The 24,607-nt window shown below is 61.6% G+C and carries 28 protein-coding genes and 1 pseudogene; 20 read left to right on the top strand and 9 right to left on the bottom strand.

The annotated features are described in order from the left end of the window. Window positions 1–62: 62 nt before the first annotated feature. Window positions 63–302 (bottom strand): hypothetical protein, encoded by a 240-nt coding sequence (locus RM50_RS04295; RefSeq protein WP_043450387.1) that lies wholly within the window; start codon window positions 300–302, stop codon window positions 63–65. Window positions 303–653: 351 nt separating this feature from the next. On the opposite strand from RM50_RS04295, the gene RM50_RS04300 reads away from it, so the two are divergent. Beyond that, on the top strand, window positions 654–977 hold the full coding sequence (locus tag RM50_RS04300; protein ID WP_156133828.1) for a hypothetical protein: 324 nt from the start codon (window positions 654–656) through the stop codon (window positions 975–977). 65 nt (window positions 978–1,042) lie between these two features. Here the strand turns inward: RM50_RS04300 and RM50_RS04305 are convergent, their stop codons facing one another. From RM50_RS04305 to RM50_RS04315, 3 genes are read right to left on the bottom strand one after another with little or no spacing between them, the layout of a single operon-like run. Then, window positions 1,043–1,282 (bottom strand): hypothetical protein, encoded by a 240-nt coding sequence (locus tag RM50_RS04305; RefSeq protein ID WP_156133829.1) that lies wholly within the window; start codon window positions 1,280–1,282, stop codon window positions 1,043–1,045. A gap of 43 nt (window positions 1,283–1,325) precedes the next feature. Continuing rightward, window positions 1,326–1,616, bottom strand: coding sequence for a hypothetical protein (locus RM50_RS04310; protein ID WP_043450390.1), 291 nt, complete (start codon window positions 1,614–1,616; stop codon window positions 1,326–1,328). Continuing rightward, the gene (locus tag RM50_RS04315) at window positions 1,613–1,945 is read right to left on the bottom strand and encodes a hypothetical protein (RefSeq protein WP_043450391.1); all 333 of its coding nucleotides are present in this window, start codon (window positions 1,943–1,945) and stop codon (window positions 1,613–1,615) included. The genes RM50_RS04310 and RM50_RS04315 overlap by 4 nt, the downstream gene beginning before the upstream one ends. 138 nt (window positions 1,946–2,083) lie before the next feature. Between RM50_RS04315 and RM50_RS04320 the strand changes: the two genes are divergently transcribed. The 15 genes and pseudogenes from RM50_RS04320 (at window position 2,084) to RM50_RS04385 (ending at window position 14,872) form a co-directional block, all read left to right on the top strand. After that, the gene (locus tag RM50_RS04320; RefSeq protein ID WP_043450392.1) at window positions 2,084–2,929 is read left to right on the top strand and encodes a DUF2637 domain-containing protein; all 846 of its coding nucleotides are present in this window, start codon (window positions 2,084–2,086) and stop codon (window positions 2,927–2,929) included. An 82-nt stretch (window positions 2,930–3,011) separates the two neighbouring features. After that, on the top strand, window positions 3,012–3,224 hold the full coding sequence (locus tag RM50_RS04325; RefSeq protein ID WP_043450393.1) for a hypothetical protein: 213 nt from the start codon (window positions 3,012–3,014) through the stop codon (window positions 3,222–3,224). Window positions 3,225–3,339: 115 nt separating this feature from the next. Continuing rightward, window positions 3,340–4,623 (top strand): hypothetical protein, encoded by a 1,284-nt coding sequence (locus tag RM50_RS04330; protein WP_043450394.1) that lies wholly within the window; start codon window positions 3,340–3,342, stop codon window positions 4,621–4,623. A 413-nt stretch (window positions 4,624–5,036) separates the two neighbouring features. Beyond that, window positions 5,037–5,423 (top strand): hypothetical protein, encoded by a 387-nt coding sequence (locus tag RM50_RS20605; protein WP_156133830.1) that lies wholly within the window; start codon window positions 5,037–5,039, stop codon window positions 5,421–5,423. A gap of 573 nt (window positions 5,424–5,996) precedes the next feature. Beyond that, complete coding sequence (locus RM50_RS04340) at window positions 5,997–6,542, top strand: hypothetical protein (RefSeq protein WP_043450397.1); 546 nt, start codon at window positions 5,997–5,999, stop codon at window positions 6,540–6,542. A gap of 90 nt (window positions 6,543–6,632) precedes the next feature. Continuing rightward, window positions 6,633–8,243 (top strand): hypothetical protein, encoded by a 1,611-nt coding sequence (locus RM50_RS04345; RefSeq protein WP_043450399.1) that lies wholly within the window; start codon window positions 6,633–6,635, stop codon window positions 8,241–8,243. 218 nt (window positions 8,244–8,461) lie between these two features. Next, window positions 8,462–10,372 (top strand): DNA primase family protein, encoded by a 1,911-nt coding sequence (locus RM50_RS04350; RefSeq protein WP_043450401.1) that lies wholly within the window; start codon window positions 8,462–8,464, stop codon window positions 10,370–10,372. A gap of 117 nt (window positions 10,373–10,489) precedes the next feature. Further along, a complete protein-coding gene (locus RM50_RS04355) occupies window positions 10,490–10,768 on the top strand; it encodes a hypothetical protein (RefSeq protein ID WP_043450402.1) in 279 nt (92 codons plus the stop codon). Between the two features lie 6 nt (window positions 10,769–10,774). Continuing rightward, entirely contained in the window at window positions 10,775–11,011 is a 237-nt protein-coding gene (locus tag RM50_RS20835; protein ID WP_043450404.1) for a hypothetical protein, read from the top strand. 14 nt (window positions 11,012–11,025) lie between these two features. Further along, a pseudogene (locus RM50_RS20315) lies at window positions 11,026–11,172 on the top strand (sigma factor-like helix-turn-helix DNA-binding protein); the annotation flags it as partial. Between the two features lie 292 nt (window positions 11,173–11,464). Then, on the top strand, window positions 11,465–12,046 hold the full coding sequence (locus RM50_RS04365) for a hypothetical protein (RefSeq protein ID WP_043450406.1): 582 nt from the start codon (window positions 11,465–11,467) through the stop codon (window positions 12,044–12,046). A gap of 299 nt (window positions 12,047–12,345) precedes the next feature. Beyond that, window positions 12,346–12,915 (top strand): hypothetical protein, encoded by a 570-nt coding sequence (locus tag RM50_RS04370; protein ID WP_043450408.1) that lies wholly within the window; start codon window positions 12,346–12,348, stop codon window positions 12,913–12,915. Window positions 12,916–12,943: 28 nt separating this feature from the next. Beyond that, complete coding sequence (locus RM50_RS04375) at window positions 12,944–13,189, top strand: hypothetical protein (RefSeq protein WP_043450410.1); 246 nt, start codon at window positions 12,944–12,946, stop codon at window positions 13,187–13,189. 45 nt (window positions 13,190–13,234) lie between these two features. Beyond that, complete coding sequence (locus RM50_RS20155) at window positions 13,235–13,621, top strand: glutaredoxin family protein (RefSeq protein ID WP_052259956.1); 387 nt, start codon at window positions 13,235–13,237, stop codon at window positions 13,619–13,621. A 204-nt stretch (window positions 13,622–13,825) separates the two neighbouring features. Then, complete coding sequence (locus RM50_RS04385; RefSeq protein ID WP_052259957.1) at window positions 13,826–14,872, top strand: beta-ketoacyl-ACP synthase 3; 1,047 nt, start codon at window positions 13,826–13,828, stop codon at window positions 14,870–14,872. A 58-nt stretch (window positions 14,873–14,930) separates the two neighbouring features. On the opposite strand, the gene RM50_RS04390 is transcribed toward RM50_RS04385, so the two are convergent. From RM50_RS04390 to RM50_RS04400, 3 genes are all read right to left on the bottom strand, one after another. Continuing rightward, complete coding sequence (locus tag RM50_RS04390; protein WP_043450412.1) at window positions 14,931–16,280, bottom strand: competence protein CoiA family protein; 1,350 nt, start codon at window positions 16,278–16,280, stop codon at window positions 14,931–14,933. Window positions 16,281–16,416: 136 nt separating this feature from the next. Beyond that, the gene (locus RM50_RS04395) at window positions 16,417–16,905 is read right to left on the bottom strand and encodes a hypothetical protein (RefSeq protein ID WP_043450414.1); all 489 of its coding nucleotides are present in this window, start codon (window positions 16,903–16,905) and stop codon (window positions 16,417–16,419) included. Continuing rightward, the gene (locus RM50_RS04400) at window positions 16,877–17,230 is read right to left on the bottom strand and encodes a hypothetical protein (RefSeq protein WP_043450415.1); all 354 of its coding nucleotides are present in this window, start codon (window positions 17,228–17,230) and stop codon (window positions 16,877–16,879) included. Before RM50_RS04400 ends, RM50_RS04395 begins: the two co-directional genes overlap by 29 nt. Window positions 17,231–17,329: 99 nt before the next feature. Here RM50_RS04400 and RM50_RS21215 point away from each other — a divergent pair, with 99 nt between their 5' ends. Together RM50_RS21215 and RM50_RS04410 are read left to right on the top strand one after the other, a co-directional pair. Beyond that, the gene (locus RM50_RS21215) at window positions 17,330–17,677 is read left to right on the top strand and encodes a type II toxin-antitoxin system prevent-host-death family antitoxin (protein ID WP_082006970.1); all 348 of its coding nucleotides are present in this window, start codon (window positions 17,330–17,332) and stop codon (window positions 17,675–17,677) included. Further along, a complete protein-coding gene (locus tag RM50_RS04410) occupies window positions 17,674–17,940 on the top strand; it encodes a Txe/YoeB family addiction module toxin (RefSeq protein WP_043450417.1) in 267 nt (88 codons plus the stop codon). Before RM50_RS21215 ends, RM50_RS04410 begins: the two co-directional genes overlap by 4 nt. A 55-nt stretch (window positions 17,941–17,995) precedes the next feature. Here the strand turns inward: RM50_RS04410 and RM50_RS04415 are convergent, their stop codons facing one another. After that, window positions 17,996–18,595, bottom strand: coding sequence for a recombinase family protein (locus RM50_RS04415; protein ID WP_043450419.1), 600 nt, complete (start codon window positions 18,593–18,595; stop codon window positions 17,996–17,998). A gap of 270 nt (window positions 18,596–18,865) precedes the next feature. On the opposite strand from RM50_RS04415, the gene RM50_RS04420 reads away from it, so the two are divergent. Then, complete coding sequence (locus RM50_RS04420; protein WP_043450420.1) at window positions 18,866–19,189, top strand: histone-like nucleoid-structuring protein Lsr2; 324 nt, start codon at window positions 18,866–18,868, stop codon at window positions 19,187–19,189. Between the two features lie 26 nt (window positions 19,190–19,215). Beyond that, window positions 19,216–19,632 carry a hypothetical protein gene (locus RM50_RS04425; protein ID WP_052259958.1) on the top strand — a complete coding sequence of 139 codons (417 nt, stop codon included), beginning with the start codon at window positions 19,216–19,218 and terminating at the stop codon, window positions 19,630–19,632. Window positions 19,633–19,668: 36 nt separating this feature from the next. Here RM50_RS04425 and RM50_RS04430 read toward each other — a convergent pair whose 3' ends face one another. Further along, on the bottom strand, window positions 19,669–24,495 hold the full coding sequence (locus RM50_RS04430; RefSeq protein ID WP_043450422.1) for a DEAD/DEAH box helicase: 4,827 nt from the start codon (window positions 24,493–24,495) through the stop codon (window positions 19,669–19,671). Between the last annotated feature and the right edge of the window lie 112 nt (window positions 24,496–24,607).

The raw sequence follows: 24,607 nt of genomic DNA on the forward strand, positions 1-24,607 counted from the left end.
GGTCTCCTCCTGTGGGTCAGTAGTACGGGCAAGATGTTGTCGCGGTTCTGAAAGTGCTTGCGTTAGGACGCGAGCTGGATGGGCAGTTCGTTCTGCTGCTGCTGCCGGAACTCGGGTCTCTTCTTATCCCGTGCCAGCTGCTTGGCGAGAGCGTCTGAGACATAGTCGGTGACGGTAATGCCCTTGGATGCAGCTATGAAGGCAACCTCATCCGCCGTCTTCTCTTGGACGCGGAAACCGATGAAGCCGCGGAGGCCCTTACTTGGCCGGCCGCGGGCTGCTTTTGCTGCTGGCTTCGCCATCTGCCCGTCCTTTCAGTTGGCTGCAGCCCGAGGGCCGCAACTGCTTCAACTTCGATTTGGCGGTCTGACAGAGACACTTTTTGTTAAACCGCTAAGGGTGAAGCTATCACCGGGTTTCGTGGCATTTGAGGATTAAGCCGGGCGTGTTCAGCCGCGTGTTTAAAGGGCTGAACAAGGTATTCCGTAGTCCTAGGAGAAGAAACAGCAAGTGGATCCAGCCACGAATCGGACGTTCCGCCGCGAGATTCCGGGACACGTGCAGACATCAGGGAATGGGTTTTTTTGAAACGGCGCAGCCACGTTCCGGAGAGCGCCCAACTTGTGCGACTCAGGGTCAGTTACGATGCGGCAGTGGACCTGCACCAGATAACTGATGGCATGAGTGGCTGCTTCGCCGTACGAACCTCCAGCGGCACGTTGTACAGCATCGATCTCGATTCGACCCCGCGGAAGATCGTCCGCCTCGCAGAGGACCGGCCGCCTACAGAGGATTACGCCGACCTATCCGTTTCGAAGCTGCGGAAGGACGGGACCGAGATCCCGCTTCTTGCCATAGGGAGGCTGACCGTGGGCGAGCCGGCACAGCTGGTCCTGGACGTTCGAGGGGACGGAGTGGTGACCGTTCGGGAAACGACGCCCGTGCTGTCGATTCGCCAGCTCTCAGGCGACGCCTGACGGCTCCACTCAAACTGGGCACAGCGAAGCCCCTCCTCCTCAGGTTTCTGGGCAGGGGTGGACCTTCAGGACTTCGCCATAGCTCCTTCTTGACTGGCTTTGTCTTGGTTGGCAATAAACTTCGTCACTGCCCGCCGGTCCCAGAACCAGGCGCCGACAATCTTCTTGCGCGGGGCAGGAAAAGAGGGTGCACTGCGGCCTGCCGCCTTACGGCACATCCGCGTCCGCAGATTGATCTCCGTAACGCCCATCGCCTCGGCTACCTCTTTGAGGGTCATGTCCTGGGACAGTCGGTTTGCACTCATGCCCCGAGACTAGCAGTTAGCAACGGATCAGTTGCAGGTTGCGCTACGGATTTGTTACAGAGCCTCCGGGGCTGACCTGTCCAGCGTTCTCGTTCTTCTGGGCTTCGCGCTTGAGCCGGAAGGCCACGATGTCTGCCTCCTCCCACAGGGCGCCCCCAGACAGCCGGTCCGCCAGGGGTGCCGGGAAGTCTCTGTTGGCACCAGGTTCACCCGAAGCCCTTCGCTTCTCCCATGAGCGGATCGTGTTGCGGGGCACCCTGAGGTACTCGGACACCCTCTCGGCATCCATCAGCCCGCGCACGGCCCTGGTGTGGCGGGGGAGTTCCGTCGTCATGGGGCGGGATCCTTCACGTTCAGACTCGCGATGTTGGGGTTTCCGGCCTTGCGCTCGTGCGCGACGATCTCATCGCGGAGCTTTATGACGTCGGAGACGTCATAGACGAAGGCTCCATTGATCATGAAGGGCTCGCTGGGGTTCTCCGGATCCCTCACCGGCTCAGGCAGGAGCGTGTGCACTGCCCTGGATTTAGGCCGGCCCTTTTCGACCCACTCCTGCCGGCGCTTCCTCCAGACGCGAAAGGTCGGTTCCGGCACACCGAGGAATTCGGCCATGTCCCTGGGCTGGACCAGTCCTCGCAGGTTCCGCGGCCCCTTGTCTTCCATCTCCCAAGTTTTTCACGGTGACACTGGAATGTCAGGGAACCGTTTCAGTGTGTCGAGAAGGGGACGCTATTTCTCCTATGCATATACGGTACACTAAATGTGCACTCGACATTTCACGACCAACCTGGAGCACGCACGATGAATCCCCAACGCAAGGCCGCGCGCATTAGCCCGGAGAGCCGCCCGATCGCTTTCACCGCCGTCGGTGTTGCCACCCTCATCTACGCCGGCGCCTTCACCACCAGTTTCTTTGGGCAGGCCGCCCTGGCCGCCCACATGGCGATCCCCTCCGCGCTGCAGTACGTCGTTCCCGTGGTGGTCGACCTGGCCCTGGTCCTCTTCACCCTCGCAACCCTGTTGAGGAAGACCCGCGGCGAATCGACCCTCTGGACCAACCTCGCTACCGCCGCCTGGACTACCGTCTCGATTGCCGCGAATGTCTTGCATGTACTTGTGCCAGCCGGCGCCGCGGAGTCCTGGAATTTCGGCATTTACACCGGCGCTGCGCTCTCGGCCCTGATGCCACTTGGCGCCCTGGGAGCCTCCTTGGTCCTCGAGAACCTCCTGATCGAGCCTCCCGCGGCGGTGCACCCTGCGGCATCGGCAGTGGTGGCCGTACCGGTAGCCAAAGAGCCTGCTGTTGAAGCACCAGACGCCCCCAGCGAGCCCGCTCCGGCCGTGGAGGCTCCAGCTGCCCGCCCGACGGTTTTGACGGCCGCAGAGCGCCCCGCAGCCGCCCTGGCAAGCGTTCCCGCCCTGTCCGTTCGACCCACGCCTGCCCGTCCGCAGGCAGCCCGTCCGGTCGCTGCATCGAAGGTCACTAGTGACCCGCGCGTCATTGCTCAGGTCCTCGCCCACAAGGCTGAAGGCAAATCAATTCCGGCAATCGCCGACCTGGTCGGAAAGTCCGAATCCACCGTGAAGCGGTACATCAAGGACGCCAAAGCAGCGGCCGAGCAGGACTCGAAAAACCAGGCAGCCTAAGGACTAGCAATTTAAGGTAGCAGCGTGCTACCTTTAGGTTAACGAAACGCAGGCCTAACAAGTACAAAGGAAAGGGAACCTCATGAGCACCGTCGTCATCCACAACCGCCCCAGCATCCTCGGCCGACTGTTCTGGATGGCCGTCATCGGCGTCGGCGGCTACTTCCTTGCAGAGGCAGTCCACTGCGAGTCCGTATATGGAGCCCTGTGGGAGACGGTGAAAGAGACCATCCCGGCCCTGCTGGACGGTTTCCGCGTCACTCTGGACGCCATCCGCAACGCGGCCGGCAAGTAAGGAGCAGCCCATTCAGTAGCAGCCAGCACACCAGCAGACTAAACTAAGATATGCAACAGAGCCGTTGCAAAAAACCCTAATGCAGGCCCCGTTAAGAGAACGGTAAGAACCCACCTTGAGCCAGAACGAAACGCTCCACACGGCACCGGGGACGCCCCGGCCGGAGAGCAAGAAGAACAAGACCCGGACTAGGGTCATCGCAGGGGTTGCCGGCACCGTTGTTGCCGCTGCAGCTGTCACCATGGCCGTCGACCCGGCAAGCACCCTCAGCGCATGGGATAGCAAGCAGCAGGGTCCTCAGGGCGCCATCGTCGCCGGTGACATGTCGATCGACGTCGGCGTCGATCACGGCTGGTATGACGCCTCCGGCATCGCCTCGAACCAGCCCGCAATGCCCATCAACCCTGCCTCCTATGCCCTCACCCCGGGTGACCGGCTCGAGAAGGCACAGGAAATCACCATCAAACTGACCGGTGACAACATCTCCGCCCAGCTGCTCGCCAACATCAAGCATCTGGACGGCGACCTGGCCAGCCAGGGGCTCAGCGGCACGATCCGCCTGGTCAAGGGCTCTTACAGCCCCGACTCCGGCGTGCAGCCCGGTGCTGATGTCATCACGACCACACCGATCATCGACAACCCGGCGGCCCCGCAGTTTACGTTCACCAACGCCGTCACCCCGGCGGACGGCAAGTACACCGTTCTGACCGACCTGGTCTTCGACCAGGCATCGGTGTTGGGCCAGAGCGCCCAGGGCATCCTGAACGACACCGACTTCGTTCTGCACCAGGTACGCAAGGAAGCACCCAAGCCCTGGGTCATCCCGGACCCTTACCTCGGCTACGCCATCTCCCAGCAGCTGGGCATCCCGCAGGAGAAGCTGACGACGGCCGACGCACTGCAGCTCACTAGCCTGGATCTCGGGCCGAATGGCGGATTCTTCCCGAACCTCGCCTCCCTCGAGGGCCTGCAGTACGCCACGAACCTGACCAAGCTGGACATCTCGTGGACCAAGGTCGACAGCGTGGCACCCTTGGCCGGAGCTACGAAGCTGACGGACTTCACCGCCAACCACGCATCCAACCTCACCTCGATCGATCCGCTGGCCGGGCTGAAGCTGGTCAACTTCAACACCGAGTGGACGCAGATCGACTCCGTCGCCGCCCTTGCAGCGATGGACACCCTCCAGCGGGTTGACATGTTCGGAGACCTCGCTCTGACAGACATCAGCGCTTTGGCTGGGAAGCCGAACCTGGCCTACGTCTCAGTCGGCTACGCCCACTCGCTCAACAGCATCGAGGCGCTCCGGTTCGACAACGCACTGACGTACGTCAATGCACAGCAGACCGGCGTAACCGACTGGTCGCCTGTGAACAACGTCGCAACCGTCATCCAGTGATGATCTGACCAGCCCTCCGGGCGCTAAAAGAGAAGCCGGTTCTGGGATTCCAGGGCCGGCTTCTTCTTTACCCTCGAACCGGCGACCGTCCAGATGGCCTGCTGAAGGCAATCAGACGTCCGCTCTTCTCTTGGCAATACCACTCGCACGCCATGCGGTGAGGGAGTCTCCGGGCGCCGCACACATAAAGTCACATGAATAAGACTCAGACGGCGTCACGCCGCATCCAGCCCCCTATCAACCAGTTCTCCGACCAGGTGCGCTCCGAATTCCACGCAGTAACCGACATGGTTCTGCCCCCACGAGTTTGCGCCAACTGCTGGCTGAACATCTCCGTTCTACTGGCCAAATCCCTCCCACCGTCACTGGTGCTCAACTCCGAGCATGTGTGCTCCCACCGGCTAAGGCCGGACATGGCCCTGTACCACGCCAGCCTCAGGATGCCGATGGACAGCTTCTGGGGGACACCGGATCCATGGGGCAACCCTGAGGGCGCCGAGGGTGAGATGAACCTCCCTGGGCAACGGCCAACACGCGGTCAAGGCCCATACCTGCTCGCGCTCGGCGAGATCATCAGGTCGCTGGTGGAGCGGAGGGACGGGGAGTGCTACACCGTCGAGGAAGCGGATGAAGCTGGAGACTCGGAAGCCGGCCGAGAGGCATACGACCGGCTCGTGCAGCTCGACGAAGAGGTAATGACCGCCTGCTCTAACGTCCTGGGGGCCTTGGGCCTTTCTAAGGGCGCATCTTCAACCGCCATTGCCGCCTTGAAGCCGGCCCTCACGGCTTTGGCTAGGTAGAGACTGCTGTCTGCATCGCGACACCCAGTTTCGCAGACAGTCAGGCAGGCGCCGTGATCGCCCTGCCGGATTACCCCAGGCGCACACCCCTCTGTTGGTATGGCCGTCAAAGCCACCGGATATTTATTCGCAGCGAGGACATGAGGAGGGCGCCTGGGGCTTCTGTCATCATCGGTACGGTTGCTCTCCGTGCCCTCGAAATCTTGTGACCTTCTGGAAGCAGGAAGTCACAGGGCTGCTTGAAAAAGTCACAGGCTCTGGACAGCGCCGAGGGATCTGTGACTTTTACTGCCCTGGAGTGACCTCTGTGACTTTTGGTTTTGAAAAAGTCACAAGCTCAAAAAACCCGGAATCTAGGGGATAAATCGGCCTTCTCTCTCTTTTTGTGACTTTTGTGACTTTTTTAAGGGGGTAGAGCTGTACAGGGAAAAAGACTTGCAGATGGGCCCTAGAGCCCCTTTTCGTACCCCATTAGCCCTATAGGCGAGCAGACCCCAGAGAAAAAGTCACAAAAGTCACAAGTCACAACACCGCCTCTGCGGGGTCGCACCACCACCGCAGTATGCTCATCAGATGGCATCAGATCAGAAGTCCCATCCCTACTCGTTCGAGAACCTGATGGCCGAAGCCGTCTTCCAGGTCGTCGAAGAACGTGTTTCCGAGGAAGAGGCGTTGTCCGCTGAACACGATGAAGGCCGAGCGGTCTACACCCCTCGAACTATGCTCGACTACGTCGAAGCCGTCCAGCTGCTGCCAGCCGCGGTAGACGAGATTATGCTCAAGGTCGCACGTCAAGCCCACAGCGAGGGCTACACGTGGGGCGAGATCGCCAAGGCGGCTGGACTTAGTTCAGGACAGATCGCCCACCACCGCTGGGCTGAAGGCCGGGAACAGCGGCTGGATTCCCTGAAGAAGCGGGTCGGCGGCCGCCGGCCTTCAATGGCAACCCCCGGTGTTCCCGGACGTAGCGCTGCCGAAGCGGCACGGCTTCTCGGTTGCGATGTGCGAACACTGCCGACAAAGGTTGCGGCCGGTGAGATTCAGTCACGCCAGATCACCCTGAACTCAGGGGGCACCAGGACGCGGTACTTCCTTCCCGGCGACCAAACCCCGGACTAGGTCCATTCGGCCCTGAGGGTCAACGTTCCTTCACTTGCCTTCCAATGCCTAATGATGGCATCATATTACATATACGAAAGGGAGTGTTGAATGACACCAGTCGCCATCCAGGTCGCCGAGGCAAAGACCGGCACCAGCAAAGAAGACTTCATGCGGCACTACGAGCTTGTCTACGGTGTCCACGAAGACCACTACCGGGAGCAGGACCCGAACGCCCGCCTGGGCGTGTCCTGGAGCCAGCCGTACAGCTTCGACAAATGGGTCACCGACAAGAAGACCGGCGAGCGTGAGTACAAGCACCTCGAGGGATCAACGATGCGGACCGAGCACGTGTCCATGTTCGACCCCGAGCGGTTGTGGGAAGTCACCCAGCGGACCATCCGGAAGCACAGCATCGCCTACGTCGGTTACGTTCCCCGTAAGGGCAGCATCGTCGACGACGAGCACAACGGCAGCAAGACCCGCGGCAAGGAAAAGGACTTGCTGGACCTGCCCGAGATCATTGTCGACATCGACACCACGGACGGCAACCACAAGGAGACCAACCTCCCCACTAACGAGCAGGCCCTCGGCTTCCTGGCTGAATGCCCGCTCGGCCCGCCCACCTTCACGAACCGCAGCGGCGGAGGCTACCACGGCCACTTCTGCCTCACGGAGCCCGTCCCGCTGGAGGAGGCCAGGGCCCTCTGGGACCGAATGGCTGACTGGATCGAGAACCTCAGCGAACAGTACGGCGTCCACGCCGGCGACGAGAAGGTCACTCGCAACCCGGCCATCCTGTTCCGCATGGCCGGCACCCTTTATGGCAAGCCCGGTGCGAACACGAACCGCCGCGTTGAGATGGTCCAGGAAACCGGGCTTCGCTACAGCCCCGATGATTTCGACCGGCTGCCGGTGCGCATGAAGCGCGTCAAGGAGCAGATCGCACGCCAGGACCGGGAGCTCGCCCGCAGGACCCGCAGCGCATCGCTGAACCTCAGCGATGACGAGAGGAAGCTGACGCCGTGGTACCGCATGGACCGGGAGCTGCCCGTCTCGGAAATCCTGGAGCGGGTCTTCTTCATGCAGCACAACGGCACCACCATGACCTCCCCGGATGAATGGCTGGACCCCGACAGCGGGCATACCGGCACTGCCGCGCACGTCACCCTCTACAACGACTCCGACGGGGTGGAGCGGTTTACCGCCAACGGACAGCGCACCGCCGGCAAACTGTCCATCCCGGCCGGCTCTGATTCCTACGGATCCTTCAGCCTGCTGGTGGAACGCTTCTGTAATGGCTGCAGCAAGATGGCGGCCGCCGTCGCCAAGCGGTTCCTGGACGACGACATCGAAGGCCTGCTCACGTGGATGGAGGAAAACGTCAACGGGGTAAAGGCCGACCCCGAGCCGGAGCCCCAGCCGGTGGTCTCCGCTGAGCCGTTCGACCTTACCGACGAAGACCTGGCCCTGCTTGCCCGGGGCGTCGTGCCCATCGAGGCCAGGGACCGGGTGGTGAAGAACTGCACGGCCGCCGATGCGGCGCACATCATCCACGGCGAAATCCTGGCCGAGAACGATCCGCGGTCGTCCTGGGACATTGTCGTGGGAGCGATCGCCGGAGACGCCCAGCGCGCCGGGCGGCTCACCAAAGGGGTCCGCAGCAAGCAGGCCTGGATCGCCTACCTGGAACGCATAGCTGCCATCTCCCGGGCCGGCTAAAAAGGCACCACGGTAAGAGGACCTCCCGGGTTGCGCGGCGCTCTCGACAAGCGCCGCGCCAGCCCGGAGGTCCTCTTTGTTTTTGCCGAAGGCTAGTGCTACCGCCAGAAAAACCCCGCGCAAAGTGCCTAAACTTGCCATCATGTGCTGTATGATGGAATCAGATAGCAACAAAGCAACTCGTTTACGAGTCGCCGGATCCCCCAGGAAGAGTAGTCATGAAGCGTGATGAGGTAACCGAGACGCCGCGGGACACTACCGATGACGACAACGTCGAGGAAATGGTGCCGGCCGGCGCTCCGGTGGCGGAACTGATCCCCGAGGACAACCAGCCCGTACAGGCCGATCGCGCCGTGGGCGGAGGCCCTTCGCTTGATCTGACCTTCAAGGTTCCCTCCGAAGATGTCTGCCTCGAGACCTGGCAGCACGACGCCAGCCCCAACGGCCTAATCCGGCGGCTGGTCGCCCACTACGGCAAGGAGTTCAACTACCGGCCGTCGGAAGATGCGTGGCTCCGGTGGAACGGCAAGGTCTACGCTGCGGACCACAAGAACCTGGACATCATGGACGCCGCCCGGTGCGTCGCAGAATCGATCGTCCACGTTGAAGCCCCATTGCTGGCCGCAAACCACCCGGACGTGCTGACGCTCCAGGAGGAGGTCAAGACCGCCAGGGCCGCAGGCAGCGAAGAACTCAAAGACCTCGCCGCCCAGCTGATGTCTCTCAAGCGGAAGCTTGCAAACGACCACAGGGCCTACGGCATGCGTTGCCAGCTGGACGCCTCGGTCCGAGCCGCCGTGACGGGAGCCCAAAAACACCTCTCGGTCCCCGAGGCGGAGTGGGACGGTCCGAAGCACCTGCTCAACGTGCAAAACGGTGTAGTGGACCTGCGCACCGGTGAGCTACTGCCGCACCGCCGAACCTGGCGGTTCACCCAGATCACACAGTGCGACTACAACCCGGATGCCACAATCGAACAGCTGGGCAACGTTCTGAACCACCTCTCCGACGGACGGCTCGAGGTCCAGGAATACATCCAGCGCTGGATCGGCCAGGGGCTCACCGGTGAGGTCTCGGCTGCCTCGATCCTTTACGTCTTCGGTGCCCCCCAGGTCGGCAAGAGCACCCTCTTCAACGCGGTGCTGTACACGATGGGCGAGGGCGCCGATCCCGCCCTCTCCTTCGCCTCCACCGCTAAGCCCGAAGCCTTCATGAAGAAGACGGCCAGCCACGACGAAGGATTCCACCACCTCCGCCGCTGCCGGCTGGTGGTCATCACCGAGGTACAGGGTGGAATGCTCGACAACACGAAGCTGAAGACCATCTCCGGCGGTGACGGATACGACAGCCGGAAGGCAGGCGGTACTACCGAGAAGTACTTCCCGCGGATGTCCATCATGATGACTTCCAACAAGCTCACGGTCATCGCCCCCGAAGACAAGGGCCTGATGGAACGCTTCCAGCCCTACGAGGTCACCCGTCCGCTCCCCAAGGAGAAGCGGTCCAGCGCTGTAAAGGATGCGCTTCAGAGCAAGCAGGGAATGGAGTCGATCCTCGCCTGGGCCGTAAAAGGCGCCATCAAGTGGTATGCCGACGGTGCAAACAACGATGCGCTGAAGGCCCCGGCGTACTTCGCTGATGAACTGGCCGATTACACGCGCGACATGGACACACTCCAGGGGTGGCTGGGCGACAATATCGTCCTCGTCGAAAAGGACCATGTCGCTGGCTACCCGGCCAAGGGCGTTGAGCTCTGGAAGAACTACGACGAATACGTCAAGGGAAAGGGCATGAAGAAGACGTCGTTCTACCGCGAGCTCGCCGAGCTCGGCTACACACGTACGCCCAAGCAGCGGTGGACCCTGCGCGGCGGCAAGAACAAGGGACAGACCCAGCCGCCGGCATACTGGGTCCCCGGGCTGTACATCGCCAGCGGCTGGGGCACCTACGGATACGGTGACAACACCGAGGACCTGGGCGGCAACGTGCCCCTGGATCCGCACGACGTTTACGACAACGGGTGCCAGGGCGGCTGCAACGGCTGCGGAAGCGCGGACTGCAAAGCCGTAACCAGCGGCCGGGGCGTCATCGCGTTCCCCATCGCCGACGATCAACCCCACGCAGCCTAACGGATGCCCCTGGAACCTCCAGGGTCACCCCCCTTTACTAAAAACGCACAACTGCTTACACATGCCTATAACTGCTGTATGATGGAAACATATAGCACCACTACCGGAGGAAAGACCGTGAACGCTGAAGAGCTTCTGAACTCGCGAGTTCTCGTCACACTTGGAGAATTCGCCCAGATCACCGGGCAGTCACCCGAGGGCGTCCGGAACCGGGCCGATGAAGGGACCCTCGGCATGCCTGTCGTCTTCGCCGCACTTGACCTTGATACTGCCGAGACAGACCTGGACGGCACCCAGGAAGACGCGGTAAAGCCCAAGCGGCGCCGGCGGTACATCCGAGTCTCCGACGTCCGGCGAATGCTGGAGGCGCCCGAACTGGCTGCGGCCGCACCCTAAACCACCATGCAGACCGACCAAGGGACCAGGGCGGTCAGGCCGCCGCGGTACCAGGCTCCCCGCTTCCGCCTTGATGCAGAGCAGGGTTGGTTCGTCGAAGGGCCCAGGTGCATCATGCAGCTGGGCCCGGTGAAGGTCTACCGGAAGAACGGAACTGCGAAAACCGTCACGATCAAACGGCTCGGAGAGCCGGTCGAGCGGCGGGGTGGATTCGTCTACGTGGCCGGCTACTTGCGGGAATAGCAAGAAGTAACCGTGGCGTGATGGCCATGCGCTTTGGCCTGACTGACGGGCAGCCGAAGACTTTAGACGAAATCGGCAAGGTCTACGACGTCAGCCGCGAACGGATCCGCCAAATCGAATCAAAGACCATGTCCAAGCTCCGCCACCCTTCCAGGTCATAAAGTCTTCCACCGCGCCCATCGAGCGCGGTGTTTCGTGTGCGTGCCGGATACCTGCGCGAGCTGCAGAAAGTGACAGGCGTCGGGACCCGGGCCGCATAGAAGCAGTGCAGGGGACACCACAACGGATAGTGCCCCGACCGTGGATTTCGAATCCGTCACCGGTCAGCCCGCAGGAGCTGCAGAAAGTGACAGGCGTCGGGACCCGGGCCGCATAGAAGCAGTGCAGGGGACACCACAACGGACGGTGCCCCGACCAAACCGCGCAGGAATTGCGCAGAGAGACAGGTTACTCGTGATCGCACAGCAGACCGAAGCAATCGAACGCACCATCCCCGCCGAGGCGTGGAAGCACCTCGTCCCCGCCACGTTCCGGGACGGGCGCCTCTACCCCTACCTCCCGGACCTCCAGGAGCTCTTCCAGGACATCAACCCCGACGAGTTCTACGTGGAAAGCGGAGATCAGGAGGCCATCCACTGGCTCTCGTACTTCACACTGGAAAACTACGCGGAATGGGCAGGAGCCGCGATCGTGGGCCTGCGGGCTCTGTCCCTCGAAGACACCCTGTTCGAATTCGACGACGTCGAAAAGTTCGTCGACAACGGCTACCGCCACCCCCTCCGGAAGTCTGGCGAGCCCGACTGGTACCACGCCCTCTGCGTCTGCAACCACACGGAGGAGGATCTGAAAGCCTGGGCCAGGTCCGTGGGCATCATCCCTCAGACGGACCTGCCGGAGTGCGGGACCGGCTACGGCCACGTCAACGGACTCCACACACTGCCCGCCGTCAAGAAGGGCCTGCTCCACGCGCTGAAGAGGTTCAGGAAGCCCCAGCCGCAGATGATGCACATGAGGCTGGTCAGGAAGACCGCATAGCTCCTGCCGGAGGCCTCCCCATTCCCGCGACGGAGGCCCGCCCAAGCTCGAATCGACGGCGAGAAGGCTTCACCTAACCCCACCCGATTCGAGTCACAACACTTCTGTTGCGACTTCTCATGCACATACGGTACACTAAAAGTGCATAGTAAGATCCCCTAGGTCTCCTCCGCTTGGTACCCGGAGGATGGCGCATCAGGCGCTCCTGGGAGGCGGGGAGTTTACCTCTTTCAGCCCCGCCTCCTGGAAGCTTTTGAAGCCCAGCAGTACCCCACCAACACCACAGAAAGAGAACCGAAGTGACGACCATCGCCCTTGAGCGCACCGCGGCTTACGCCTCGTTTGCTGACTCCCTCGCAAAGAAGGCTCCACTCAACGGCCTGGCCCTCGTGACGGCGTTCACGCAGCTGGACTCTACGGAGCAGTTCGACGCACTCGTCCTGGCCTTCGAGACCCTGGTGCTCGACCTCCGGGACGCTGAGATCAGCGCTGACGATAAAGAGGCCAAAGCTGCCAAGACCGCCTGGGCGTCCGCGCTCGTGGCGGCTCTCGACGGGATGGCCGTCCATTTCCTGGATGAAGGTTTTATGGACGAGGACCAGCGCGAGATCGGCACCTTCATCGAAGATGCTGCTTTCGCGGGACTCCGCGGCACAACCCATGCCCGCGGCCGCCATCTCCCTTACAGCCGCAAAGAGCTGCTGCCTGTCCTCCTCGCAGCATTCGACAAGGGCCACCCCAACCTCACCCTGAGCACCAGCCGGCTCTTCGCCCAGACAGCCTTCGGCCCGGATTACGCCGGCTTCCGCTCCGCCCTTGCCGCACCCATCGCCGCTGCACCCGCGCTTGGCGACCTGACCTTGTACTAACCGTTCACACCACAGAAAGAGGGATCGAATGAAGAACGTCATTCAGCTGCGGACCAAGCGCTCCGGTGCGGCGCCCTGCACTTACCACGAGCTCATGCACAGGATCGCTGAAGAAGGCGGCCAGGTCATCGAGATGTTCCCTTCTGATAAGGCGCTGGCGCCGGACTCCACCCAGGCAGACCTGATGATCCGCCCGGCCCAGGAAGGTGGCGCCCTGGGGATCGCTCTGGCTGACTTGCCGGCCGGCGTGTTCGTCGACAAAATCCGCGCGTAACCGGCCGAACGGTCAAACCCACGATCCTGAAGAGAAAGAAGACCCATGTCCGCTGCAGTCCTTGAAGCCCCCGCCAACACCTCCTCCGGCTCCGACTTCACCCTGGAGATCTACTCGAAGCCCTCATGCGTCCAGTGCGGCGCCACCCATCGTAAGGCCAAGAAGAACGGCATCGTCTTCGTCGACGCCCGTCTGCACGAAGACATCGAGATCAACCAGAACGCCGTGCGCGAGCTCGGTATCACCCTCGGCGTCGCCTCAGCGCCCCTGTGTATCGTCCGCGCCGCCGACGGCACCGTTGCCGACTCCTGGGGCGGGTTCAACCCGGACAAGATGGAGGAATGGGCCGACCGCCTACCGATGACCGTGGAGGCAGCCGCGAAGAAGGCAGCCGAAATCGCAGGCGAATCCCCGGAGTTTGAAGCAGCCTAGCTCAACAAACAAACAGGGGTTTCCCGTCCTGCCAGCCGCCGTGCCATCCGGCCCGTCAGCTTGGAGGGGAACCCCTGTCGCCAGCCGCCTGCCATCCGGCAGCAACGGCCTCAACCAGTCTCGATCAGCCAGCCCCCACGCTATCCAGCGAGGGAGCTTGTCGGGACCACTCCAATATATACAGAGTCTCAGAGAGGACCCACTGTGAATGCCCACCTTCTTGCCCTCTCGGCATACCGCCCTGGGCGCGTCATCACCAACGCGGAGGCCGGCGCCCAGGCAGGCGTTACGGATCAGTGGGTCGCCCAGAGGACGGGCATCAGTACCCGCCGCCATACCGAAAAGAGCGTCCTGGACCTTGCGACCACAGCTGCAACGAATGCGGTCGCTGCTGCCGGGATCCGTGCCGCCGAGGTCGACCAGCTGATCATGGTCACGGAGTCCCACCCCGTCCAGTCCCCGCCGCATGCTCCGTCGATCGCAGACAACATCGGCGCGGTCGCGGCCGGTGCCTTCGACCTGGTGGCGGCCTGCGCCGGCTTCTCCTACGCTCTGGGGGTCGCTGCCGACCTTGTTAACGGCGGCAGCGCCGGCACCATCCTGGTAGTGTCCGCCGAACGGATGTCCGCCTGGCTGGACTGGCAGGATTCCGGGACGGCGGCCATCTTCGGCGACGGCGCCGGCGCGGCCATTGTCACTGCCTCGACGGAACGGACCATCTGGCCCTACGCCAAGCGCTCCGACGGCAGCATGCGCGACCTGATCCGGATGGAGCCGGCCAGCTGGCACCTCGCCATGGAAGCGACACCCCCGGTTTGGCCGGTGGTGCGGATGCACGGACCAAGGGTGTACCGCTGGGTGATCGAAAACGGTCCGCAGATCATCGACGATGCCCTCGCAAAGGCAGGCGTCACCCGAGACGACATCGACGTCTTCGTTCCTCACCAGGCCAACCGACGGATCACTTCAGAGCTGGTTAAGAGGGCGAACCTGGGGCACGCCGTGATCGCTGACGACATTGTCCACATGGGCAACACGTCCTCCGCTTCGATCCCGCTTGCCGCGACCGCCTTGCTTGCCTCCGGTCAGGCAGCACCCGGGCAGAAGGCACTCTTCTTCGGGTTCGGTGCCGGCATGACCGCGGCCGCCCAGGTGGTCCTGCTTCCCAGCGCGTTCAGTGACCACGCCGAGACGTCACCAGAAGTGGGCGGCTTCGCCGAGCAGTCCGGCAGCCTCGCGAGGGTTGCTTAGACACAGAAGACCCCACGGGATTGGATCTCGTGGGGTCTTCTCCTGCAGCTCTTCTGCCCTAATAGCGCCTCCCCAGTCGTGGTGACGGTCTGTTCTGGCACCAGTCGCACTCCTCCTTCGGGTCCCCGTGAATGCGGCAACGCGTGCGCGTAGCGGGCGCCGCGGCCGCACGCTTTGGGACAACCACGGCCGGCGGCGGCCACACAGGCTTTTGGACGACCGGAGTCAGCGGCTGGGGCGCTACAGCCGGGCTACCAAGGAGCGACCATTTCTCCGGTCGGATGCATGAGATGAAGAACTGCCCCATCGTCCTGTCGCAGGACGGGCAGACGAACGCGCTGTAGTACCTGCCGCTGGCCTTGGTGCGCCGATTCTCGATGACTGCTTTCTTGACGTCGGCCCTGACAGCTTTGATCCAGTGGTCGACGGCGCGGTGCACCTCGGGGTGGTTCTCGAACCGCTTCCGGTCGACCTCGGACTTCACCTTCAGATTCGGCATCCCACCACCCCAGGCCCACGTCCGCGCGTCCCAGACCAGCATCGGCTCATCGCAGTCCCAACAGCAGGTGAGGCTACCCCAGATGTACGTGTCTGCCTGGGTGCGCACGGTGTGTTGGCCGAAGGCGGATGCGGGTGATGCGGAAAGGTCGTTCATCACCACGATCGCCTGTTTGATGGCTTCCTGATTCCTTCGCTCAGCCTCGGCAGCGGCGGCCGCAGCCTCTGCAGCTGCTTTCCGAGCCTCTGCCTGGGCATGAGGGGTGCCATGTTGCCAGGACGGCCCCTTCAGCAGCAGGGCCTCGACGAAGGCGCCCACGTTGTCGCCAGCCATGACGAAGTTTTGACCAGCGGGCAGGGCAAGCAGCTCGGAAGGATCCTCCGGCACGTCGGCCGTTTTGCCGAAGCCCGTCACTACTACCGGGACCTTGGTCTCGTGGTACTCCAGCTGCCGGGGGATAAGCCAGACAGGAAACGCTCTGCTGTCGAAGTAGCGCTGGGAGCGCGTGAAGTATTTTTCCGGCGTCTGGGATGACAGCTGCACCTCGAATGCGACCGCCTTGGTGAGGTCGTCGGACTCGGCCAGAACGTCGATGATCCACTCTCGGGATGGGTGAGGATGCTCGAGGATCGCATGCCAGCCAGGTACCCGGTCGATGCAGAGCTTCAGAGCCTCTTTGAGGGCCAGGTGCTGCGGTGACTCGCCGCCATGGTCCACCTTGCAGCCGGCCCTTTTATGGTGGGCGAAGTAACGGGTTACCGGTCCCCGGGTTTTGGCTACCGCACGAACGCCACACACCGGCATGACCATCCGCTTGCGGTCCTCGGATTTCTGAAGCTCCGCCCAAGTATCAGCGGTGTACGTCGTGGCATCGACTCGGCTCCCATCGAGCACGGCTGTCAGCAGCATGGTCCCCCGTTTCACCCGCCAGCAGCAGCAGCAGCAGCTCTGGCCCTGCAGGTGATTTCATCACACGCCCCCACCTGTACGGCAACAGGCAGTTTGTCTTAATGCGCGCTTGGCAGTGGGAGCGGTGGGACTAGCCTCAGTGCTGCTTGGCCCGACGTAGATCCCACAGCCGCCAGGCTTCGCTGGTCATCAACGTCGCCGCCCCCACTGCTATGCCCAGCTCTTCAGCGGACGTAGTGAGCCTGCGTATCTCACCGTCTTCGGTCTTGAACTTCTCGGTCCGCCGGACGAACACCGGCCACGTCCTGCCGTGCGTTGATGCGCTGGCCACCCGCCATTCGTAGGCCAACGCGAACCGCGTCCATTCGTCCCCGGGAGTGCTGGCCTTTGTCAGATGCTCAGCTGCTTCCCGCATCATCGTGGTCGCGTCCGAGGCGATCTTCGGATGCTCTTTCTGCAGCTCCCTGAGGCGGGCAATCTCGACGGTCAGCTTGGTCACGAGGTCGCCCATTTCGCCCATGAACTCCTGGTTGAAGTTGGCCTTGGCGTAATCGTCGGCGATGTAGTCCCGTAGGAACTTGCGATGCTGGGACCGCTCATCTTCGGATTGCCAATGCCCGGGCACGCCGGGTGGGACGGTCTCCGGTCAGCACCCAAACCGCCTGGGAGGCGCCCAGGAGAGCTGCGCGCGTCGGCGTGAACAGCGACGTGGGGCGCATATTGAGCTCGTCCTTTGCCAGGTCCGCCATGAGTGCCAGGTGGTCGACAGCCGAAACCAAGCCAGCCCAGGCCGCGCCCCGCACGGGAGCCGTAGCGAGCCCTTTGTCGTCACTGGCCAGGGAGCTGCCCGCCTCGACTTCATCCGGCGTCGTTATGCGCGTTTCCCAGGTACGGGCAGCATCGAAACACTTCAGCAGCCTGCCATGCCACAGCTGTTCGTTCTCGTCCATGCCATTGAACCTACAATGGCCGGCACCTAGCCCCTTGTAGGGTCTATGCCGCATCGAGGCCGAAAGTAGTACCATATCTTGTACCACTAGGAGGGAATCATGGCAATCACGACAAGCGAAGCCCGCCGGGACCTCTTTGGCCTCATCGAGCGCGTCAACCTGGACCACACCGAGGTTGAAATCACGTCCAAACGCGGGTCCGCCGTGCTCATGTCCAAGGATGAATACGACGCCCTGGTGGAAACGAGCTACCTGCTGCGCAGCCCGAAGAACGCCCAGCGCCTGCTGTCCGCTTTCAATGCAGCCCGTGAAGGTAAGGTTGTCGAACGCAACCTCGCACAGGACGCGCAGGAGGACTCCGTGGATGTCGAGTGGTCTCCGGTGGACTACGTTGACGGACCCAAATCCGACGTGGTCAATTCCGATGATCTCTGGCGCCGCGAGTGAGCGAACGCAAGCTCGCCTGGACAGCTGAAGGGTGGGAGGACTACCTGCACTGGCAGACCCAGGACCGGAAGACCCTCAAGCGCATCAACACCCTCATCGAAGACATCCTCCGGGACGATCCCTTCGAGGGCATCGGAAAGCCCGAGGCCCTCAAGCACGCTCTGGCCGGAGCTTGGTCGCGGCGTATCGACGAAGCTAACCGACTCGTCTACGTCGCCGATGACCGGCACGTCACCATCCTGCAGGCCCGGTACCACTACTAGAGCAGCCCACGGGTCATGCCCGCCAGAGTTGCTTGTCTTTGGACTGGACCACGGCCTACTTCTCCGCGCCTGTCCCTGCCCCGGCCTTTGCCTTCTTTCGGTCGGCATCCGTGACGATGTACCGATAAAGGGTCGCCTCGCTCACTCCAAATGCGCCGGCGATTTCCTTGACCGTCATTTCCTTGGCGTCGTAGAGCGCCTGGGCACGCTGCTGCGCCCTGGGGGAGAGGGCTTTGGGCCGGCCGCCTTTCCGGCCCCGCGGGCGCGCGGCGAGGGCATTGCGTGTTCTTTCCGAGACCAGTGCGGCCTCAAATTCACTGACTATTGCTAGGGCTTGAAACATGAATCTGCCGTGGCTGGTTGATGTGTCGATGCTCTGGTCCAGCACCTTCAACGCAACTCCCTTCCGGTCGAGCTCATCGGAGATGTCGATAAGGTGGCGCAGCGAACGGCCGGCCCTGTCGAGGCGGGTGATGACCAGTGCATCCCCCTCCCTCAGACTCTTCCGACAGGCGTCCCATTCCGGCCGGGAAGCAGCCCTCCCCGTCATGACGTCGGAGTATATGACATCGCATCCTGCGGCCTTGAGCTGGGCCTCCTGGGCTTCCAAGGATTGCCCGGCAGTACTGACTCGTGCGTAACCAATGGCCGCCATTAGAAGTCATCCTCAATCTCGAAATCACGACTTAATGCATATTGTCTATCCGGTACACCATAAAACTATCAAAACTCAACCTTAATTGATAGTTAGTTTCTGAGACTCTTTTGAGAGTCTAAATGGCCGAAAAACAGGACCTCGGAACAACACGCGCAAATGATCGTGTTCTGAGAGAGAAGGAGAACCCTCTAAAGGTGAGCTAGATCACTAGAGCAGTGGACCGCGTTGCATCATATTGCGATGGTGGTGTCTCGTTACGATCTTCGAATGGCTACACGCACCGTGATTGAACTTATTGATGACCTCGACGGATCCGAGGCGACCGAGACCGTTCGTTTTGCACTGGACGGCAGTGAATACGAAATTGACCTGGCCGAGGAGAACGCCGAAGCATTCCGAGGGGAGTTGACCCGCTTTGTGGAGGCCGCTCGTAAAGCGGTCACCAGGAAAGAGCCAGCTGTCCGCCGCCTCGCGCCGGCCGCTGACACCAAAGCAGTCCGGGCCTGGGCAGGGGCAAACGGCATCGAGGTGAATCCGCGCGGCCGCATCAGGGAGGATGTCGTGCAGCAATATCTCGCTTCCCTGAGCTAGCCCCTCTGCGTAAAGGATCATGAACGATGCCTGCTGCGCCGAATCTGAAGGTCGAGCGGTTCTGGCCCGCGATCCCACAGCACATCTGGGACCGCATCCGGGACGAATTCACTCTCCCGACTGCAGCAGACCTGCAGGGTCACTTCCAGGCGCTAGGGGACCCCGACGCAATGCAACGAGCCGTCCGGGTCTTTGTCGATGAGGAAACGCTGTGTCCGGGCTTCCAGATCAAAGACGGGCTTCTTCGAGAGCCCGTGCTACTCCTCTTTGAACATGCCATGGCGTTGAAGGTTCCCCACAACGTATTTGCTGCCTGGATGGTTACGCCGTTGCCAACGCAGCCCGAAACGCGGCCCGTAGACGCGCTCGACGATATAGGTCCGCTGTTCGCCGCTCTGGCCGATTTCGCGAACATCTACCGGCCCAGCGAGCAACGTCGCTGACGCACCAGGTTCCCTCGAAGCACCGTGGGGGGGGGGCTAAGAACCGGCAGTCAAGCCGAGTTCCGGCAGACCGTCCACGATCCGGTTTGTCTCAAGACTAAGCCGGACAACGCGTCCGATCAGGTCGATGATGTACCTGGGCTGCTTGTGCTCTCGCGACCAGTCGTTTGGGTTGTTCACGATCCCAGACGCCTTGTCCGTCTTGACCTGATAACGCTCCAAGATCCAGTCCAGGGCTGACCGGGATCCGAGCATGTACCGGTGCACGTCCTCCGGAATGCCCTCCAGCGAGATGTGCGGGTTGTAGATGATGCGGCTCTTGTCCCACTCACCGGCCTTGCCGGCGTACTTCATCTTGGTCACGGCGTACCGGGCAAACTCGTCCTGCTCCGCTGCCAGACCTGTCGACACCTCGTCGAGGGTGTACGGCTCCAGCGACTCGTAGCCGATGTGGAGATCGGAGAGAACCTTGCCAGCTTCAACGAAGGCCTGGAAGCGGTCAGTACCCGGGACCTGTGGAATGCGAGGAAGCATCTTCTTGAGGTCAGCAGCGAACGTCGTCCTGTATTCCGGGGAGTGGAGGATCCCGTAGACATAGTAGAAAATGTCGTCCTTGCTTACCTTCGAGCCGTAGGCTGCTCGGTAATCGGCAAGAGCTGCATCTGCGATGTTGTCGAGCCGCTGCGGCGCCCCGTCAGACGAATCGAACAAAGTTCCCGTGGCGGGCGTTGAGTAGGTGTACCGCGGGAAGAACTGCCCGGCATCCATGAAATAGCCCACGTCAGGGACGGCGTCGACTGCTACGAGGGAAAAGGGCGTACGCGGTGTCCCGGCTACAAGGTAGATGCCATGGTTCTCGGAAGCTCGGTCTGGGTAGATTGTTTGCAGCTGGTAGACCATGTCGTTGAGCTGGCGGCTGAAGTGGACGTGCTGCTTGTTGAATGGCCTGTACGAGGCAATCCTGTACCCCTCTGTGGCAACCGAGTAGGTGATACCCCGCCGGAGCATTACCTTGTCAGCGCGGTTCCAGCTCAACTTGCTCGGGTCGACGTTGATAAAGCTATCTATCTCTTGCTCACCACCCGCTTTGGCAAAACGCGCGACTTCGCTGTTATAGAAGGCCACCATTGACTCAACGTTTTGGTGCAAAGTTGACTCAGATGAGTTGTAAACCCAGGCATCTCTGTTGGTTTTCAGGCCGCCCGAGTACGTGTTGAAGAGTCCTTGGCTCCTTTCATCCTTCGCACCTAGCGGCGCGAATGTGGCGAATGCGGGGCTGCGCCTATTGATCCAGTCACCCTCTTGACTAGGAACCACCGTGACCCAGGGAATGTCAGCAACGTGGCCAGCGTCAATGATTGACAGCTTCTGTTTCCGGCTCAGATAGTCCCCGATGTCCCGATAATGCAGGGTGCAAGTGGTGACTGGAGCAGGACGCCTTACGAGCAGGAGAATTGCAGCGGTGGTCTTGCTTCCCTCTCCGAAAACATTGTCTTTTTCTTTTTTCCGGGGCTCTCCTGACAGGCCTGCGTTGCCGCGCAGGTTGTAAACGTAGATGTCGTGAAACTCTGTGACCAGCGTCTTGCGGAGCCCATCAGCGGTGTTGCCGTCGATATACCCCCCGTTTGTGACGTAGCAAAGGATGCCGCCGTCGGGAGAGTTCAGGATGCGGTTAGACCCCCAGCGGATCGCGCGGATGTATGAATCGTAAAGCGAGTTCTTGTTGGTGGCCGTGGAGAGCTCTGCGTAGGTTCGGCGGATGGACTCGTCAAGGGTCGGGTATTTGAGGTTGGCGTTGTTGTCGTTGCCGCTGGATTGACCCACCGAGTAGGGCGGATTTCCGATGATGACGCGGATGTCCAGAGCATTCTGGGCAACCACACGGGCGTTGTTTGAGGTGAATACGAAGTCATCCAGTGTGTCCCCGTCTTCGGTCATCTGAAACGTGTCGGTCAGGACGACACCATCGAATGGCAGGTACGGAACCTCCCCGGCGTCTTTGCCTTCGGCTGCTGCCTGTTCTTCCAAGAGCCCGTGGACTGTGGCTTCGATGTTGATCGCGGCAATGTAGTACGCCATGAGGAGCATCTCGTTAGCGTGGAGCTCCTGAGTGTACTTGCGGAGCAGGTCCTCCGGCTTGATCCGCCCCGACTGGAGCAGGCGGACGATGAAGGTTCCGGTGCCGGTGAAGGGGTCCAGGACGTGAACGCCTTCGTCACTGATGGAGGCGCCGAAGTGCTTTGCAAGTACATCGTCGACGGCGCGGATGATGAAGTCCACTACCTCCACTGGGGTGTATACGATGCCGAGGGATTCCGCGGTACGGGGGAAGGCAAGCTTGAAGAACTTCTCATAGAGCTCCGTGACGATCTTCTGCTTGCCCTCAGCGTTGGTGATACCTTCAGCACGGACCCGCACGGACCGGTAGAAGGATTCGAGGCTGGCGACCTCCGAGTCCAGGTTGTACTTCTCCAGGATGTCCACCATGGAGTCCATCACTTGGGAGACCGGGTTGTTGGCGGCAAACGAATACCCCTCAAAGAGGGCCTCGAAGACGGGCTTGGTGATCAAGTGCTGGGAGAGCATGTCGATAGCGTCGGACTCGGAGATAGAGTCGTTCAGGTTCCCGCGCAGGCCCTGCAGGAAGACGCTGAACTCCTCCCGCGGCCTCTGATCCTCACCGTCCAGGATGCTGCGGATCCGGAGCACGTGCCGGTCAGCGATCTCCTTGACGTCCTTCGCCCAGGACTCCCAATAACGGCGGTCGCCGACCTTCTTGACCATCCGGGCGAAGATGGCATTCCGCCACTGGTCGGCGTTAGCCATATGGAACAGTGCCTCCGGCTGTGCCGTCGGCGAGTTCGGGTTGGGGTTGTCACTGTCTCCGAAAGGGTCGGAGACAGTGATGATGTCGATCTTGTTGTTGGCATTGCGGTTCAACTCGAGCTTATTGATCATCGCTTCGAACCGGTCATCGTGGGCGCGTAGGGCCTGCAAGACATCCCAGACAACCTTGTACTTCTTGTTGTCGTTCAGGGCTGTTTCCGGGTCCTGGCTGGCCGGTACAGCAATCGGCAGGATGATGTAGCCCAGTTCCTTGTTGGTCTCGGTTGAGGTCCGCATAACCCGGCCCACGGACTGGACAACGTCGACCTGCGAATTGCGTGGGTTCAGGAACAGGACCGCGTCCAAGGATGGAACGTCCACTCCTTCAGAGAGGCAACGGGCATTGGTGAGAATACGGCAGCTATTGGCTCCAGCGTCCTCGGCCTTGAGCCAATCAAGCTTCGCGGAGCGCTCCAGCACGTTGAATGTGCCGTCCACGTGTTCGGCCTCCAGCTTGAGGCCCGGTACCGCGTCCACGTCGCTCTGATTGATCAGTAGTTGCCGGCCCACAAGCTCGAAGTCGGCGGCCAGTTTCTTGGATTCCTTGATGTTCCGGGCGAACGCGACCGCACGGCGCATCGGGCTTCCGTCGGAGATCTCCAGCCGCTCTCCGTTGACTCCACGCTTGGAGAGTCCGTTCCAGCAGCCGACGATGCGGGCCGCGTCGTCCAGATTGAGGTCGCCGTTAGATTCGAAAAGGCCTTGGAAGGACTTGCTGACGGCTTCCTCGTCAACGGCCAATACGAGGACCTTGTAGTCGGCGAGGTGCCCCATCTCCACAGCCTTCCCGAAGCCAAGGTGGTGGAATTCCGGGCCGTAGACGGCTTCGTCGTCCATGGAGTACATCTTGACGTCGTCCTGGCCGGCTTTGGCCTTGGCCTCCTGAACGTAGATCCGCGGCGTGGCGGTCATGTAGAGCCGCTTGCCGGATTCGATATAGGTATTGTCGTGCACCTTCACGAACGCCGAGTCGTTATGGTCTGCCTCGGTGATGCCGGTGGTCCGGTGAGCTTCGTCGCAGACGATGAGATCGAATTCAGGCAGCCCTGCTTTCTGGGCCTGGTGGATCACATCGATCGACTGGTACGTGGAGAACACCACCGTGATGGCTTCCTGGCCGGTGCTGATCTTTGCACGATGTAGGAGCTTTGCTGGGTCGGTGGTGGCCGGGAAGGCGAGGTCGTGGACACTGACGTCCTCGTGCTCCTTGCGTCCGACCTTCGAATCCGAGCAGACGGCCAAGGGCCGCAGCGGGACGGTGGCCTGGGCGGTCCATTCGTTCAGGGTCTGCTGCAGCAGCGCGATGGAGGGGACCAGAAACAACACGGAGCCGCCGATGGGAACGATCTCCTCCACCATCTTCAGCGACGTGTAGGTCTTGCCGGTGCCGCAGGCCATGATGAGCCGGCCACGGTCGCTGAGGGTAAATCCTTTCTTCACATCTTCGATGGCTTCCCGCTGGTACTTGCGGGGCTCCTTGCCGCCCAGTTGCTTCATCTGCTCGGGGGCGTCGATGCTGAACTCGGCCCAGTCGATGGTGGAGTCTGCCAGATCCGCGAAGCGCAGCCGGGTCATCGGCTTCGACTGACCCTCCAACGCGTCTTCCGCGTGCTTGGACCACCTGTCCGTGGTGGACACGACCATGCCGTATGAGAAGTCACTCTTGCCGACGGCTGTGAAGAACGAGTCGATCTGCTTCTTGTCCAGCGTCCGGGCTGGGTCGTAGAACTTGCACTGGATCCCTGTCAGCTCACCCGTGTAGCGGTCCTTGGCGACCAGATCGATGCCGGTATCGACGTGCCCGTCCCGGCCGGGCCACTCACTCCACAGCCAGACATCGGAGAACTGGTCCGCATACTTCGGCTCCAGTTCCAGGTAGCGCTTCATCAGGTGCTCGAACTTTGTGCCCTTGTCATGCTGATCAGTGGCCGAAAAGTACAGCCGGTCGAGGACGTCTTCGAAGCTTGCGGAACCCATGGGAAGTATCTTGCCCTACAGCGACTAGGCGGCCGCAATTGGACCGCTTAGCTGGCCGAAATCTGCCCGTCAGCTCACAGTTGAGCAACGAGAGTGGGTAGTCGAAAAAGCA

It is taken from the genome of Pseudarthrobacter phenanthrenivorans (assembly GCF_000813845.1).
Lineage (GTDB): Bacteria > Actinomycetota > Actinomycetes > Actinomycetales > Micrococcaceae > Arthrobacter > Arthrobacter phenanthrenivorans_B.

Coding starts and splice junctions, on each gene's coding strand:
- RM50_RS04315 (WP_043450391.1), bottom strand. CDS start 1,945: ATGGAAGACAAGGGGCCGCGGAACCTGCGAGGACTGGTCCAGCCCAGG.
- RM50_RS04305 (WP_156133829.1), bottom strand. CDS start 1,282: ATGAGTGCAAACCGACTGTCCCAGGACATGACCCTCAAAGAGGTAGCC.
- RM50_RS04430 (WP_043450422.1), bottom strand. CDS start 24,495: ATGGGTTCCGCAAGCTTCGAAGACGTCCTCGACCGGCTGTACTTTTCG.
- RM50_RS04310 (WP_043450390.1), bottom strand. CDS start 1,616: ATGACGACGGAACTCCCCCGCCACACCAGGGCCGTGCGCGGGCTGATG.
- RM50_RS04400 (WP_043450415.1), bottom strand. CDS start 17,230: ATGGACGAGAACGAACAGCTGTGGCATGGCAGGCTGCTGAAGTGTTTC.
- RM50_RS04390 (WP_043450412.1), bottom strand. CDS start 16,280: ATGCTGCTGACAGCCGTGCTCGATGGGAGCCGAGTCGATGCCACGACG.
- RM50_RS21215 (WP_082006970.1), top strand. CDS start 17,330: ATGGCAATCACGACAAGCGAAGCCCGCCGGGACCTCTTTGGCCTCATC.
- RM50_RS20155 (WP_052259956.1), top strand. CDS start 13,235: ATGTCCGCTGCAGTCCTTGAAGCCCCCGCCAACACCTCCTCCGGCTCC.
- RM50_RS04350 (WP_043450401.1), top strand. CDS start 8,462: ATGAAGCGTGATGAGGTAACCGAGACGCCGCGGGACACTACCGATGAC.
- RM50_RS04295 (WP_043450387.1), bottom strand. CDS start 302: ATGGCGAAGCCAGCAGCAAAAGCAGCCCGCGGCCGGCCAAGTAAGGGC.
- RM50_RS20835 (WP_043450404.1), top strand. CDS start 10,775: ATGCAGACCGACCAAGGGACCAGGGCGGTCAGGCCGCCGCGGTACCAG.
- RM50_RS20605 (WP_156133830.1), top strand. CDS start 5,037: ATGGCCCTGTACCACGCCAGCCTCAGGATGCCGATGGACAGCTTCTGG.
- RM50_RS04420 (WP_043450420.1), top strand. CDS start 18,866: ATGGCTACACGCACCGTGATTGAACTTATTGATGACCTCGACGGATCC.
- RM50_RS04425 (WP_052259958.1), top strand. CDS start 19,216: ATGCCTGCTGCGCCGAATCTGAAGGTCGAGCGGTTCTGGCCCGCGATC.
- RM50_RS04320 (WP_043450392.1), top strand. CDS start 2,084: ATGAATCCCCAACGCAAGGCCGCGCGCATTAGCCCGGAGAGCCGCCCG.
- RM50_RS04325 (WP_043450393.1), top strand. CDS start 3,012: ATGAGCACCGTCGTCATCCACAACCGCCCCAGCATCCTCGGCCGACTG.
- RM50_RS04345 (WP_043450399.1), top strand. CDS start 6,633: ATGACACCAGTCGCCATCCAGGTCGCCGAGGCAAAGACCGGCACCAGC.
- RM50_RS04415 (WP_043450419.1), bottom strand. CDS start 18,595: ATGGCGGCCATTGGTTACGCACGAGTCAGTACTGCCGGGCAATCCTTG.
- RM50_RS04340 (WP_043450397.1), top strand. CDS start 5,997: ATGGCATCAGATCAGAAGTCCCATCCCTACTCGTTCGAGAACCTGATG.
- RM50_RS04375 (WP_043450410.1), top strand. CDS start 12,944: ATGAAGAACGTCATTCAGCTGCGGACCAAGCGCTCCGGTGCGGCGCCC.